The following is a 14,718-nucleotide window of genomic DNA, read 5'->3' on the forward strand; positions in this document are numbered from 1 at the left end:
TCTACCAAGGTATATTGCTCATTGATTTGTTTCTTTTGGGCTAATACTGCTTTGTAGAAAGCATCGGTAGGGTAATGATAAGGAAGCTCAGCAAGGTAACGGCTTGATGAGCAAGATGATAATGCAATTGTACTAAAAGTAACGAAAAGTATTTTTATGAGTTTCATTCTATTTATTCGGTTATGTTCGATTTTTTCCAAGCGACTTCATTATTTTCCCAGAGTACCTCTATAGTATCTCCTTCTTTAAATTCACCTGCTACAAGTTTCTTAGCCAAAGGACGGCGTAATTTGGCACGAATGATACCTTTTAAAGGACGAGCTCCATAGGTGGCATCATAGCCTTGTTCTGCTAAATGCTCTTTTACTTCTTGAGCAATATCAAGTGAGATGTTTATACCTTCTGTTAGGTTTAAAAGCTCTTTTTTCAAATGTATTTCAAAGATTTTTAGCGCATTTTCTTTGCTAATAGGTGCAAAAGGTACTATCTCGGTAAGACGTCCTAGAAACTCTGGTCGGAAATAACGACTCATTATCTCCAAAAGAGTAGATGAGGAAGGAATATTCCCCTCAGTAAAGGATTTGACAATAAAGTCAGAGCCTATATTGGAGGTAAAGAGGATAATGGCATTAGAGAAATCACCTTCTTTACCCAAACGGTCGTGCAACTTCCCTTCGTCCATTATTTGTAGGAATACATCAAATACTGAAGTATGGGCTTTTTCTATCTCATCAAAAAGTACGATAGAGTAGGGCTTTTGTCGGATTTTATTCACTAATAAACCACCTTCCTCATAACCTACATACCCTGGAGGAGCCCCATAGAGTAAGGCTGCTGAGTGTTCTTCTTTGAACTCCGACATATCGAAACGGATAATGGCGTTTTCATCTTGGAAAAGGAATTCGGCTAAAGATTTAGCCAATTCTGTTTTCCCTGTTCCTGTAGGGCCTAAAAAGAAGAAAGAACCTATTGGTTGTCCTGCTTTGCTCAATCCAGAGCGATTTTCGAGTACAGCCTCACTAATAATAGCAATAGCGTGGTCTTGCCCTACTACCCGTTCGGAAAGAATAGCATCCATATCACTCAAACGCTGTTTTTCCTCTTCTTTGAGTTTGCCTATAGGAATATTCGTTTTTTGAGAGATGAGTACGGCTAAATCCCATTCGGTGATGTAAGAACGTTTCTCTTGAGCCACTTTTTCAGCTTCGGCAATGAGTTTGCGACTATAGTTCAATAAGCTATCAGCAGTTTCAAAAGTAGTAGTTTGTTCTTCTTCTAAAAGGGTAGAGGCATCTAACAAAAAGGGAATGCGTTGTTTGATATCGTTCAATAACCAAGCAGCGTTCTTTTTGCGTTGCTCTTCTGTAAAACCTTGTGTATTGTCCTCCAAGTGAATTATTTGTGTAAGCAAGGCATTTTTTTCTTTTAAGAAAGATGCTCCTGCTGTTTTCACAACAGACATTGTATGGTCTATGAGGTCTATCGCTGAGGCAGGCAGACTTTTCTCTTTTAAATACCTTTTAGAAAGGCGTATGGCTTCCCAAATTGCCTCATCGGTTATGGCTATATGATGGTGGGTCTCATAAGCTGAAAGGGTTTGACGGAGCATTCTAAAATGGGTCTCATCGTCACTTTCTTGCAATTCTACCTTTTCAAACAAAGGTTCTAAACCTGATTTTTCTATTTTCTTGGTAAATTCATCGATAGTAGAAGTGCCTATGACAGTGAGTCCTTTGGTAAGTTCACTTTTAAGTAGATTTGCCATAGAGGAATCAAAAGAGTTACCTAAAAGTGCGTGTAATTCCTCGATGATAAGTACTGATTTAGGATATTGCTTGAGTTCTTGGGCTATGTTCTTGATACGGTCTTCAATCTCTCCTTTGTAGGAGGCTCCTGCTATGAGAGCTCCCATATCCAATTCAAATACAGCTAAGTTAGACAACACATCGGGGACTTGACCTGCTATAACCTTCTGTACAAAACTATTGATAAGGGTAGTTTTTCCTATACCTGAATCGCCTATGATAAGCACATTTTGTTTGCTAAATCTGCACAGTATTTCGGTAATTTTTTGAGTTTCGGCAACTCTGCCAACAGGTATTTCTTTTGAGACTTTAGCTTTGAGGACATCTTTTTTATTAACACAGTATTTTTGCAAAAAACCTTTAGCCGTGGAAGAAAGAGAAGCAGAAAAGAAAGGTTTTTCGGCAGAGGTAGCAGGAAGAGGAGTCGTTTCTAAGAGTTCGGCACGAGTTACAGGATAGGTTTTCATTTGGTCGAAATTAAAAGCTACTCCCTGAGTACTCAATGCTACAAATACATCCCATAAGGAGATTTCCTCTTCATCTAAAATTTCCCGAATAGCTTCTGCTTCAGTGAAGATAGTGTCTATCACTTCATCGGGGTCGCAGGAATAAGTGTTGGTAGCTTTTAGAGCTTCCTCAATGCGCACTTCAGCCCATTCTTCTAAATAGAACACATCGACTCCTTTAGATTCCAAGAGTTTTAAGAGTGGTAAATCTCTGTTGAGAACAGCTTTCAATAAGTGTCCGCCAGAGTAACGAGCGTTCATATTTTCACGAGCTATTTTCTGTGCTATCTCCAATGCTTTAGTAACCTCTGGGGCATAGCTCAATTTATTTTCTTCCATTGTTTTATTTTTTTGTTGTACAATAAATTTCAAGAACTCCAAAAAGACCTTTGGCACCGTATTTTGCAATAGCATCTTTCCCTTTTAAATAATTCATTTTAAAATCAATTTTATTCATATTTTTTTTTAGATACTTTTGTATTTTATGGCTATCTTCAGTTACAATTTGATTATCTAAAAAAAGAACATCTAATCCTTTAAAATAGTTGTATCCAAGCACCTGTTTGATATATTTCTCTGAATAATAAGGACGTTTCTCTCCTAATAATAGTAGTTCATTTTCAGAAATCATTTGAATATGACTATTAATAAATTGTTCTATGAGGGGATTTTCAATGCATTTTCTTGTTTCATAAGAATTATTATCATGCCTATTTTTAAGAAAAATAATACTATCTTTTTTTATGAATGAGAAAAAATATCTCTGTTCAGGAAATAATCCAAAACGAGGTTGTAAAATGCAAATATAATCATCTCCCATTATAAGTTTATGACTTCTTGACAAATCTAAATCATTTGCATTTTCTATTGGATAAGTAATAAAAACTTTTTCCTTATTTTGTGAAAATCCGCAAATACTCACAAGTACCATAAAAATTATATATATATTATTTAATATAGATAACAGACTCTTCTTTTTTGTATATTTTAACATATTCAATATAGGTTTGTTCGTTGTTTTCTTGATTAAAATTAAATTTATTAACCATCTGAGTTCTTTTTGTGTAATTATTATAGATAATATCTTTAATTAGTGAATTTTTATCTAATGACGAAATAGATAATTTTTCATAAAGTCCAACTCCATCTAAAGATCTATCAGAGATTTTGACTAAAATATTATATTCTACATCTTTCATCTTTTTAATTTCTCTTATTCCAACCCCATCTTTATCGTTTAAAAATTCTCTATTTATTTTGATTTTTTCTTCTAATTCTTTCATATATTCAGCATTAGAAAGTTTAATTCTAAATTTCAAGACACCTTTGTAGGCATATTCTACTTTAAAAGCTTCTTCTTCATCAGTATAATCATAGATGAGTCCTGGTGAAGATTCTCCATCGATACAGATAAAGTCTATTTTTCCTGTTTCAAATTGAAAAGCATGTTTTAGTTCGTGTAGCATATTAGCTTCAGAAGAAAAAAAGACTTTAGCATTCTGTCCATCATATTCAAATCTTGGTTCTTTGATATCTCTGACAAATTTGAACTTTAAGTCACTCATAAGAAGTACTTCGAGCTCTCTTACATATTGTTTTAATGTATCAATCCTTAAATTCAAATCTTCAATATCAGCTTTTTTTCTTTTACTTTGACGAATTAAATTATTTATTTTACTTTCAACTTTCTTTTTGATTTGTCTAATTTTCTCTTTTCCATCCTGATTGGGTTTAGAGTCTATTTTCTTTTTACTCAAGTCATCTAATTCATTTTGACATTCTTTGAGTAATTGCTCTAATGGGAGTTGGGAAATTCCATTGTTATATTTGTATAAAGTACTTCTAATTTTTGAAGCGAATAAGTCAAGTGTACTCATAATTGTTATATTTTTAAATTGTTATTATCCTTTTTTCCAGAATATCTTGCCTTTTACCTTATAGTAAACATATATATTTTGGATACAAGCGTTATTAACGTCCTTTTGCAGGCGCAAATTTTCTATTTTTACTTTCTTTCCAGAAATTTCTTTACAAAACTGTGCAAAAGGCATGATTTTATCGTCATTGATAACTACAGGGACTTGGTAGTTCTCACAAAGATAGTCTTTGAAATCATCTTTGGTTTTAGCTTGAGAGGCTACCCCATTGAGAAGCAGGATAAACTGCTCATTAGAAATATCAGGGACTTTTTTTGTAGAAGGAGGTGTGTCTTCTTTTTTAGGAGTTTTAGGAGCTACGGGAATATTGGTAAGCATATCTACCAAGGGGTCTTTCTGTGCTTTGCCCATAGGCAGCGAAAAATCGCTATGAGGTTGTTCATATACATAACTCTCCATATCTATAGGTTCTTTAGCAACAACGTGCTTGGGAGCTACATAGATAGTTTTGGTAGCAATGTGGTCTAAATCTCCATTGACGATAAGGGTAATCTTCTTTTGTCCTACGCGTTTGAACTTATAGGTTACAGAATCACCCACAGCATCAGTAGAGGAAGTTTCTCCAAAACTCCACTCGAATGAGATGCCTCCTTGTTTTTGTCCTATGAATTTAGTGGTTTCACCTAAAAAGACCACATCAGGAGCTTTGATAGTAGGCAGGTAGCCTACTTGTTGATTGAGAGAGGTAATGGTAAGCACCTTTTGAGAAGTACAAGAGCCATTGATAGTAAGAGTTACCACATATTCTCCAGTCTTTTCATAGGTGTGGAAAGTACGCTGTCTAAAATCGGCAGGAGAACCATCGCCAAAATCCCATTTCCACGATTTAGCATTTTTGGTTTTATCACCAAACTCAATGACTTCCTTCACAGCATAGCTATCGGCAAAGACATAGAAGTTAGCTTCCTCGCAATCTACGTGACGAGAGCATTGGAAAATGAATAAGAAAATACCAAGACAAAGGAGTACTCCAAAACTCCAATAGATTTTAGGGTCAAATTTAGGAAAAAAACCAGTAGAATTATAATTCATATATCTTCTTGTTAAACAAACAATAGTAAATTAGAGGCGCAAATTAGTATTTTTTGACGAAACAACCAACGAAATTCAAATATATTTTCGTTTTTAGCTTATATGAAAATTATAAACACTTATTTATCAGCAGTATATAAAAACAAAGAAAACCAGCAAAATATCAGTTCTGCTGATTTTCAAAATGGAGATATACAGGTTCTTTAAGGAATAAATGCTACATTTTAAACCCTCGAGAGTTTCTGTTAAGAGTCTCTCTTACAAACTCTTTCGTAGGAGTTGGAGTTTCTTGAGTTTCGCTTTTTTGGCTCTCTTGTGATAGCTCTTTATTGAGTTCTTCTGCCTCTTGTACCTCTTGTTTTTCGGCTCCTTCTTGAGCCTCTTGTGGAGTATCGGAGGAGAGCGAAAGTTGTATTTTCCTATCGAGGGCTGAGAGCTCAGTTTTAAGCTCGGAGAGCTGTGTTTCTTTGCCCCATACTTTTTCGATGATTTCCTTTAGGAGAGGAATATCCTTTTGAACAAGAGCAATCTCTTTTTCTTCCTTTTCCATCATTGCAGGGATTTTCTCAATGGCATTGACAAAATTCATCACAGCCAAGTTAGGGTCACTTGCCAATCGTCCGTTGTTATAGGTGTACTTGATACCACCTTCTCCTTGTACAAAAAAGCGGTTTTCTTTTAGGTCAAGTTCGTCTTTTTTGGAGACTTCAGTCTTTACCAATATCTGAAAACCATAAAGACTTCCTATTTCTTGATATTCGCCTTTGGTACGAGCGTTTTGGGCATAGTCCTGTAATTTTTGGGCTAACTGCTTTACACTGCTCTTTTCGTCTAAACCCTCCAAGCGCAAGGCATTGACTACCGAGCCATCTTCTCGGCGTACGGCTTTATCTGAAAAGTTTTGCCAATCCGTCTGAAAACGATACAAGCGATCTTGTAGGGCTTTCAAATCGCTACAGAGGTTATCTAAACGGTTTTTGGAGGTGTATTTAGAGCGTAAGAACGTTTGTTTTTCACTCTCTAAAGCCCCAATCTTCTTTTCCAACTTTGCTTTTTCGAGCAAATCGGTATTTCCTGAGAGAATAGCTACATATTCAGAATAGTTCATTCCCGACTTTTCGTCCATCGCTCCCTCATCAATGGTTCGTTTACCTAACTTATTGTTCTTAAGCTGGTCGATAAAAAGCTGTTTGTTAAACAGTAGATTGAACTTGTATGAGTCCAAAGATTTTTCAACGGCATAGATAATCACATCCACCTTGTTATCAGCAAAATATTTGGCTACTTCATTGCCTTTACGAATGGCACGTCCGTCCCTTTGTTGCAGGTCACTGGGTCGCCAAGGGGTATCCAAGTGGTGTACAGCAACGGCTTTTTTCTGCGCATTGACTCCTGTGCCAAGCATATCGGTAGATCCAAAGAGTACCCGTATCTTGCCTTCGTTGGTGTCGCTGATGAGTTGTTTGCGCATTTTGTCGTTTTTAGCCTCTTGGATAAAACGGATTTCGTGAGCAGGAATGCCATAGTCTTCTACTAATTTGCGTTTGATTTCAGTGTAAGGATTCCATTCATTAGGCTTGTAAGTACCCAAATCAGAAAAGACAAACTGAGTCCCTTTTTGCGCTTTGTACTTTTGGTAATATTCATTGATTTTCATCGCACAATGAGAGGCTTTGTTATCGGGGTGGTCTTCATACTTATCGGAGATCATTCGCATATCTAAGGACATTTTACGCGCATAATCAGTTGCGATAAGCATTTTGGCTTTTTCCTCGGATTCGGATAGTGGTGCACGTCCCAAGAGGGTTGCATTACCCGTTTTGGCAAACTCCATTAGTTTTTGAATGAATACCTCTTGATCGGGTGTAGGGGGTATATTGTGTAAAATTTCGTTCTTTTCGGGTCTGTCTATCCCAACATCCTTTGCGGTTCTATAATCAGTTATTTCGGCGTAAAACTGCGCTAATTCGGGTACTTTGATAAAGTAGCGGAAGCGTTCTTTCTGCACAATGTTATTAGCCACTGAAAATTCGTAATCGGTGGTCTTACGAGCATAGATCGCTGCCCACGCATCGAAACAGTGAATTTGTTGCTTTTCTAAGGCTTGAGGACGCAGGTATTTAAAAAGCAAATAAAGCTCAGTAAGTGAATTGGAAATAGTTGTTCCGGATAGAAAAGTAGCCCCCATATCCTTGCCAGTGCGCTCTTGAATAGTTCGCAAGGCAAAAAGCAGATTCAGTGCTTTTTGACTGCCTTGAGAGTTTCCCAATCCCGCCACTCTATCGTGCCTTGTATTGAACATTAAGTTTTTGAACTTATGGCTTTCATCTACTAAGAGGTGGTCAATGCCCATCATCTTAAAATCTACTGTATCATCGGTGCGCTCATTGATGTCGTGTTCTAAGGTTTTGAGCTTTACCTCTAGGTTTTCTTTACGCTTATACATTCCTTTAATCATCGCACGAGAGACTTCACTGCCTTGTTTTTCCAACTGCCAAAGACTCTCTTCAACATCTTGGAGTTCTTCTTGCAAAATGCTCTGTTGCACCTCGGGGGATTGCGGTATCATCTTAAACTGGTCGTGGGTGAGAATCACGCAATCCCAATCATTGTTTTTGATGTCTCCAAAGATACGCAAACGCTTTTGAGGGGTAAAATCCTCTTTGCCAGGGTAAAGGATTTTAGCAAAAGGATAGGCACGGCGATAGGTCTCGGCTATTTCGTGTACATTGGCTTTAAGCCCTATAATCATCGGTTTGTGCGCTAATCCTAAACGCTTCATCTCTTGAGCGGCACAGCACATAATAAGGGTTTTACCAGCACCTACCTCGTGGTCGCAAATCGCCCCATTGTTGAGCTTTATCATCCAAATAGCATCTTTCTGACTATCATACAAATCCTCTATGCCTAAACTCTCTCTATCGAGTCCAGGGAAGGACTGAAAAGAACCATCGTACTGCGGACGTACAAAACAGTTAAAAGACTGATTGTACTGCTCAGCTAAGCGGTCTTTAAACTCCTGACTCTGCTCTAAGAGCCACAGAGGGAAAGCATTGCGTATTTCATCAATCTTGCTGTTTGCCAGTTGAATTGCCTCCATATCGCGCACCTTGACTTCCTTGTCGTCTATCTTGATTTTCTTGGTAATATCAGGGGTAGTATTTACTAAGGCGTGTTTGAAGAGGGCAATACCATCGTAGGTTCTGCTCTCACTTTTTACAGCGTATTTCTCCCAGATATGTAAGTTCTTTTGTCGGCATTCTACTGAAAACTCATCGGTTTGAGCGCTGTATTGCACACCTACCTTGGTATCGAAAAGCGAAGAGGCAAAATCACTATAGATTTGTGGGGCTATCCAACGCTCTCCCAAGTTAAAATCTAATTCTTCAAAAGGAATAGGGGTAGGAATTACCTGCCTGAGTCCCTCTAAAGCGTGCTCAATTTCTGATTGTTTAGGATGTTCAGAGTGAGTATTTTTATATGCTTCTACGGCTTTGATTTTAGTAAAGACATCCCCCGCTTGCCACTTTTGAGCAATTTGGTATTCGTCTTCTATAGGATTGTAAAAGAGTTTGCCCTGTAACTGTGCTTTGACTTCTTCCTCATTGGTGTTAGAAAGCTCAGTTATGTAGGGAATATCCACCCTGCCTAATTCACTTAGGGAAGTGAGTAGTGCCTCTTCAGCAGAAATGTTTTCATTCTTCCTCAGAGAGAATACCACAGGCTTGTGAAAGATATCTGCTTTTTGATAAACACCGTTTTTGATACGCTCTAAGTAAGGGATTTCAGCGCCTGAGGCATCGGTTTTTATTAGCTTGATATTATCAGCACTATTTAGCCGACCATAGTTCTTGACAAAAGTATCGTAAAGGGCGTTAAGATTTTCTCTTTCCGTAGGATAAGGGGTATAGGTAGTAGCCTCTTTATGGTACAAATTGGCATAAGTATCACGCAGAGCGATATAGGCAATGGCTTTTTGTCTTTCCAAAGAAGAAAGTGCAAGAGGCACAAAGGTAGCAGCTGTTTTGTTCTTATTGAGATCTTGCAAAAAGCCCACCGTATCGGCTTGTACTACCAAAGTATCTTCTCTGAAATGAGGCAAATATTCTCCCTCAAAAGATACAGGTTCTTTTAGTAATGATACCGCAGGAGGCGTGTAATACAAAGCAGGAGAAGCTTTTGAAAGCACCTCTGTTTCATTCCCTTGATTGACAGGATAAGTAAAAGAAAACAAGTCTAACTTTTGAGCATTCCCTAATTGAGAGGTAGTTGTTTTCTTCTTTGTTTTCTTTTTAGCTCCTGTGGGTATAGTAGGGACTGTTTTAGCTGAAATGTTGGGAGGGCTCGCTAAAGTAGCGGTGGCTTCCTGCTCTGATAGAAAATCAAAGAGACTTAGCTGAACGACTTTGGGTTCAACTTTTTGATTCTTAATTTCTTTTGACTCTTTAGAGGTGAGATTAGCATTGGAAATAACAAAGGAAGGCTCGTTGATTTTGCTTTCAATTTCAATAAATTCTTGCCGTTCAACCTTTTTTACCTCAATTTCCTTTACCTCAATTTTTTGTGAATTAACCTCTTGTAGCTTAATTTGTGTTGTTTGGCTTTGTTGTGCTGTTTCAGGCGATAGATAATGTGCTTTAAAATCGCTTAGGATTCTTTCTTTTATCTCCTTGGCAATACCTTCTACTCCTTCACTATGGGTATAGACCATTGCAGGCTGTCCGTATAGGTTGGTGCCTGCAAGAGCATCCGTACAAATAACGTTTTCTCTTTGTGAAAGATACTCGTTTTGTAGCATCCCCTGTGGTAGCCTTGCTGTATTGCAAAACTGCTCTTCTATAGGGTTTAAAGCGCCTCTTTGACTGTCTTTTTGAAGGATGATAAGATCGCTTCCTGCTTCGGTACCTGCATAATCGGTAAAGAGGTTGTTAGGCAGGCGCACGGCAGAGACAAGGCGCGCATTGGAGAGCATCGCTTGGCGGATAATCTCATTTTGAGGACTATCGGCTACCCCTTGAGAGGTGATATAGGCAAGGAGTCCCCCTTCCTTTACCATATCCAAGCCCTTTAAGAAAAAGTAGTTATGCACCCTACGGGAGGCTTGTACCTTAGCAGGATCGCTACTACGAGAGTAACTCAAATCAAAGACAGCGGTATCGGAAAAAGGGATGTTGCTGGTTACCAAATCAAACTGGTTCCTTTTCAGTGGGCTGATTTGTTCGAAGCCATCGATATGTACTTGCTCCTGAGGGTAAAGATGAGAGAGCACCTTGCCTGTGAGTAAGTCCTTTTCAAAAGCAGTAACCGCAAGAGAGGGGTGCTCTTCTTTAAAAGCACGGATAAAATTGCCTCCTCCTGCCGAAGGTTCTAACATTGTTTGCAGAGGTACGCCTGTTTCCTTTATTGCTGAAGCGATAGCCGAGGTAAGACGCATTGGGGTATAAAAAGCCGTTAGTACAGAATTTCTAAGGCTTTGTACATAGTTTTGGTATTGCCTTTCATCAGCGGAATGTTCTCTAATAAGGGCATACAGACTCCTTACATCTTGCCAAAAGACTTGGTCAGCTTTTGACCAGTACTTTAAATCAGCTTCAGACTGGTGGGGATTGAGGATAAACTTCAATCCCCCGAAGCCTGAATAGTGTTGCAAGAGTTCTCGCTCTTCTTGGCTTAGAAGCGTGCGCTTTTGCTTCTCTAAATCGAAAGCCAATGCTAGTGCACGAGCATTGCGATTAAAGCTCAGTCGTTTAAGATATGCCATTTTCTTCTATCCATAGTTCGATGGCACCCGTAAGTTCTGTGTAGAGGGATTGATAGGCAGCAGAGTGCTGAAAATCCTCATCAATTTCATTCTCGTACTTTTTAAAGTAAGGAACCAGTTCAGGGAAGATTTTTAAGGCAAAAGGGCGCAAATCCTCATCGGCTAATTGAGTATCGAACTCCTGAGAAACGACCTCAAAAACCATATCAAAGGGAGAGAAGAAGAGCCCATCGAAGAGTACTCCTGAGGCTATTTTATCACATTCAGGAATACTGATACCCGCTTCAAAAGCCTCTTGGTAAGCCTGCGCAGCATACTCACTTCTGTCCTTGATAAAGACAGTGTCAGCTAAAAGATTAGGAAAGCTCGTTTGTAACAGCTCTTTGAGTCTTAACTCGTAATAAGACAATGACCCTAAGGTACTGTCAGTGATCTGGGGTTTGGTTTGTGTTTCTTTCATTGTTAAAATTACTTTTAATGGGTTCAACAAATTTTTGATTTTTACAAAGTGTCGTTCTGCAAAGATATATTTACCACGATTTTCCAAATAGGGCAAAAAGGCTCTCCTCCCTTTTCAGGGACATCTGTTTTTAAAAGGGTTCTTCTAAATTTTTTCCCTGTGCTAAGAACTCTCTCTTTGAGCCTCTCGGCCAGTTCTTTCTCCTTGATAAAAGAAAGAACATAGCCCAAGCGCTGGAAAATAGAAACAGGTGTAGAGAAGATTACCTCTGTAGGAAGTTCTTGCCAACTCAGATGTTTTTTAATCCTTTGAATTACCTCTACTGCTTTTTGAATGCCTCCTATCTCTTTTTCATAGAGGAGCAAATCAACCGCAGTGAGCTCCAAAGAGGCTACCCGCAAAGTTCTTTCCTCTATAGAAAAAGGTAAGGTTTTTCTTTTTACTCCTATTTCTCTTAAGTTTTTGATATCCTTTTTGACAAGGTAACGAATCTTACTTTGTCCCCTAAAGGAATCTCTCAGCGGAGGTAAGGAGGTTATCACTGTAATTTCATTTGCCTGTAAAGCCTCTTTGGGAGATAGATGTACTTCTACTGCGCTGAGTAGGGCTACATAGTATTCCCTTTTTAGGTGTTGCATCAGTGTTTCAATGTAGAAATAGGGTTTTCCCTCTTCTCTGATAGCTCTGTTATCAGTAGCATTACCAATGTCCACAAAACGGACGATGCTATAGATGCCATTCCAAAGAGGCAAGAGCTTTCCTTGCTTTTTAAGTGTCCCTAAAGTATTGAGAATAGTTTTTTCTTTAAGGTGAGCAAATACCTCTTTTAGCTCCTGCATAGAAAAGCTGTAAATACCCTTTTCCTCCAATGATTGTATCCACTTTCGTATGGTTAGTCCCTTCATATTGAAAATATATATTGTTGCAAAACATTTGCAAAAGTACTATATTATTTCTAAAGAGCAAATATTTTGGAACAAAAAGTTATCAACAGGAGGACTAAACTTCACTTAGGCTATGGTACATAATCCGTTGTGTTAGCTCACAGACTTTCTTTACTGAAAGTTTACCTAACTTTTGTTAGTATTTTCGCTTTTTGGAAGTTTTCTCAGGAAACTCAAAAGCAGTTTCACCATTTTCTTTCAGACGTATATAGGCATCGAAAGTGCTGCCTGATTTGCTTTTCATTCCTTTTATCAGAGGTGTTTTTCCTTTTTCAAAGAGCGTTTTGAGCAACTCATCAGTAAGAGGTTTGCCACATACATTCCTAAAAAGCACATAACCACAGTCCTCATCAGGGCATTTGGCTACCTTTTCAAACAGTAATAAGGAAGCATTTCTGCATTTAGGACAGGTGATTTTGAGTTTTTCTTTTTGGGGTATATCCATAGCCAAAAACATATCAGTAAGACTATGGGTATAGGCTTCCATATCCGAAGAAAAACTATCGGGAGAGAGCTCTCCTTGTTCTATCTTTTGCAATTGACTTTCCCATTCGCCTGTAAGGGCAACATCGGCTATAGTAAGTGATTTTACCCACTCATATACCTGCATTCCTTTATCGGTAGGAATAAGAGACTTTTGTTTGCGCTCAATATAATTGCGCTTTAAAAGCGTCTCGATAATAGCGGCACGTGTGGCTGGAGTACCTATACCTGCTCCTTGTAATAACTCACGTTGCGCCTTATCTTCTAAGGCCTTTCCTGCTGTTTCCATAGCCCCCAACAGTCCTGATTCGGTATATAAAGCAGAAGGTTGGGTGGTTTTAGAAAGGATTTCAACGGCTTTAATCTTTATACTTTCTCCTTGTACAAGTTCAGGCAGCACTTGATTGCTATCACCTTCATTGTCTTTTTCACTGTCTTTGGCAGTTTCATCAGAGTAAAAACCACCGATAGCGCGCCAACCCGCTTGTAACACTTGAACACCTTTTACCAAGAAGTCAGTGTGCAGAGCCTCCAGTAGAGTCTTTTGCACTTCTTTTACACAGGGTTCAGATACCGCTTCCAAAAGTCGGGTGGCAATCATCTTGTAAATAGTGTTTTCTTTTGCTGTAAGGTTGGTAGGAAAGCGCTCTGTAATAAGAAGTCCGTGATGGTCTGTTACTTTCAAATCATTAACCATCTTCTTATTCAGCGTCCCAATTTTCACAAGTTTAGCTTCGTTGGCGTATGCCTCACTTTCTTGTAACAAACGTATCAGCTGTGGGATTTCTTCCCATACATCCTCTGAGATGTACTTACTACCAGTACGTGGGTAAGTAATGTATTTTTGCTCGTAGAGACTTTGAGCGATTTGCAGGGTCTCATCGGCTGAAAAGTTCCATTTTTTATTAGCTTCTTTCTGAAGACCTGTTAGATCATAGAGCAAAGGAGGTTGTTCTTTTACCACTTCTTTTTCAGTGGAAATCACCTCGGCCATAGGAGACTTTTCTAATTGTTTTTGTAAGGCTTCAGCTTCCTTTTTATCCTCAATTTTAGCTGAGATACTGAAAAAATCAGTATAGCTTTTTTGGTGCTTGAGTCGTAATTGATAAAAAGGTTTCTTTTGAAAATGTGTGTGCTCTAAAAATCTTTTACAAACCATTGCTAAGGTAGGTGTTTGCACCCTTCCTAAGGAATAAATCCCTTCACCTACGGCTATACTCAGGGCTTGGGTAGCATTGATACCCACCAGCCAATCAGCCTCACTACGCTTTTGAGCAGAGGCATACAGCAAATCAAAAGCACTTCCTTCTTGCAGATTGCCAAGTCCTGTTTTGATACCTTTTTCGGTTAAGGAGCTAATCCAAAGCCTTTGAAAAGGTTTTTGACAGTGCAAATATTCATAGATATAGCGGAAGATCAGTTCTCCTTCACGACCTGCATCGGTGGCGACAATAATGGAACTACACTTCTTAAAAAGGCTATCAATGATTTTAAGTTGTTTTAAAGCCATAGGGTCTGACCTGTAGCCTTTCTTATCTTCAGGGATTTGCTTGGGTACCAGCACAAAGGGATGAGGTAAAATGGGCAGGTGTTCTCTGTGAAATCCTACACAACCATAAGCCTCTGGGAGGGCTAATTGCACTAAATGTCCCAGAGCCCAAGTAACAGCATAATCATTACCTTGCAAATACCCATCTTGTTTTTCACTTGCCCCCACTATAGCGGCAATCTCTCTTGCTACACTGGGCTTTTCTGCTAATATAACTTTCATTTTTCTACGTGTATTGAGG

General features: G+C 38.6%; 8 protein-coding genes. All 8 read right to left on the reverse strand.

Annotated elements, in window-relative coordinates:
- Positions 1-172: 172 nt before the first annotated feature.
- The 8 genes from HMPREF1528_RS08065 to HMPREF1528_RS08100 all read right to left on the reverse strand — a co-directional run bounded on the left by HMPREF1528_RS08065 (position 173) and on the right by HMPREF1528_RS08100 (position 14,699).
- Positions 173-2,650: an AAA family ATPase gene (locus HMPREF1528_RS08065; RefSeq protein ID WP_016479358.1), complete on the reverse strand. Its 2,478-nt coding sequence runs from the start codon at positions 2,648-2,650 to the stop codon at positions 173-175.
- 4 nt (positions 2,651-2,654) lie between these two features.
- Positions 2,655-3,305: a hypothetical protein gene (locus tag HMPREF1528_RS08070; RefSeq protein ID WP_034567981.1), complete on the reverse strand. Its 651-nt coding sequence runs from the start codon at positions 3,303-3,305 to the stop codon at positions 2,655-2,657.
- On the reverse strand, positions 3,259-4,188 hold the full coding sequence (locus HMPREF1528_RS08075) for a hypothetical protein (protein ID WP_016479360.1): 930 nt from the start codon (positions 4,186-4,188) through the stop codon (positions 3,259-3,261). Before HMPREF1528_RS08075 ends, HMPREF1528_RS08070 begins: the two co-directional genes overlap by 47 nt.
- 24 nt (positions 4,189-4,212) lie before the next feature.
- A complete protein-coding gene (locus HMPREF1528_RS08080; protein WP_016479361.1) occupies positions 4,213-5,280 on the reverse strand; it encodes a PKD domain-containing protein in 1,068 nt (355 codons plus the stop codon).
- Positions 5,281-5,497: 217 nt separating this feature from the next.
- Positions 5,498-11,041 (reverse strand): helicase-related protein, encoded by a 5,544-nt coding sequence (locus HMPREF1528_RS08085; protein WP_016479362.1) that lies wholly within the window; start codon positions 11,039-11,041, stop codon positions 5,498-5,500.
- Entirely contained in the window at positions 11,028-11,501 is a 474-nt protein-coding gene (locus tag HMPREF1528_RS08090; protein WP_002676212.1) for a DUF1896 family protein, read from the reverse strand. The genes HMPREF1528_RS08085 and HMPREF1528_RS08090 overlap by 14 nt, the downstream gene beginning before the upstream one ends.
- A gap of 41 nt (positions 11,502-11,542) precedes the next feature.
- Complete coding sequence (locus HMPREF1528_RS08095; RefSeq protein ID WP_016479363.1) at positions 11,543-12,406, reverse strand: type IV toxin-antitoxin system AbiEi family antitoxin; 864 nt, start codon at positions 12,404-12,406, stop codon at positions 11,543-11,545.
- 175 nt (positions 12,407-12,581) lie between these two features.
- A complete protein-coding gene (locus HMPREF1528_RS08100; protein WP_016479364.1) occupies positions 12,582-14,699 on the reverse strand; it encodes a type IA DNA topoisomerase in 2,118 nt (705 codons plus the stop codon).
- Positions 14,700-14,718: the final 19 nt, after the last annotated feature.

Source organism: Capnocytophaga sp. oral taxon 336 str. F0502 (assembly GCF_000411575.1).
Lineage (GTDB): Bacteria > Bacteroidota > Bacteroidia > Flavobacteriales > Flavobacteriaceae > Capnocytophaga > Capnocytophaga ochracea.

Excerpts from the sequence above, each read along its gene's own strand:
- HMPREF1528_RS08065 (WP_016479358.1), bottom strand. The coding sequence starts at position 2,650 with ATGGAAGAAAATAAATTGAGCTATGCCCCAGAGGTTACTAAAGCATTG.
- HMPREF1528_RS08070 (WP_034567981.1), bottom strand. The coding sequence starts at position 3,305 with ATGTTAAAATATACAAAAAAGAAGAGTCTGTTATCTATATTAAATAAT.
- HMPREF1528_RS08075 (WP_016479360.1), bottom strand. The coding sequence starts at position 4,188 with ATGAGTACACTTGACTTATTCGCTTCAAAAATTAGAAGTACTTTATAC.
- HMPREF1528_RS08080 (WP_016479361.1), bottom strand. The coding sequence starts at position 5,280 with ATGAATTATAATTCTACTGGTTTTTTTCCTAAATTTGACCCTAAAATC.
- HMPREF1528_RS08085 (WP_016479362.1), bottom strand. The coding sequence starts at position 11,041 with ATGGCATATCTTAAACGACTGAGCTTTAATCGCAATGCTCGTGCACTA.
- HMPREF1528_RS08090 (WP_002676212.1), bottom strand. The coding sequence starts at position 11,501 with ATGAAAGAAACACAAACCAAACCCCAGATCACTGACAGTACCTTAGGG.
- HMPREF1528_RS08095 (WP_016479363.1), bottom strand. The coding sequence starts at position 12,406 with ATGAAGGGACTAACCATACGAAAGTGGATACAATCATTGGAGGAAAAG.
- HMPREF1528_RS08100 (WP_016479364.1), bottom strand. The coding sequence starts at position 14,699 with ATGAAAGTTATATTAGCAGAAAAGCCCAGTGTAGCAAGAGAGATTGCC.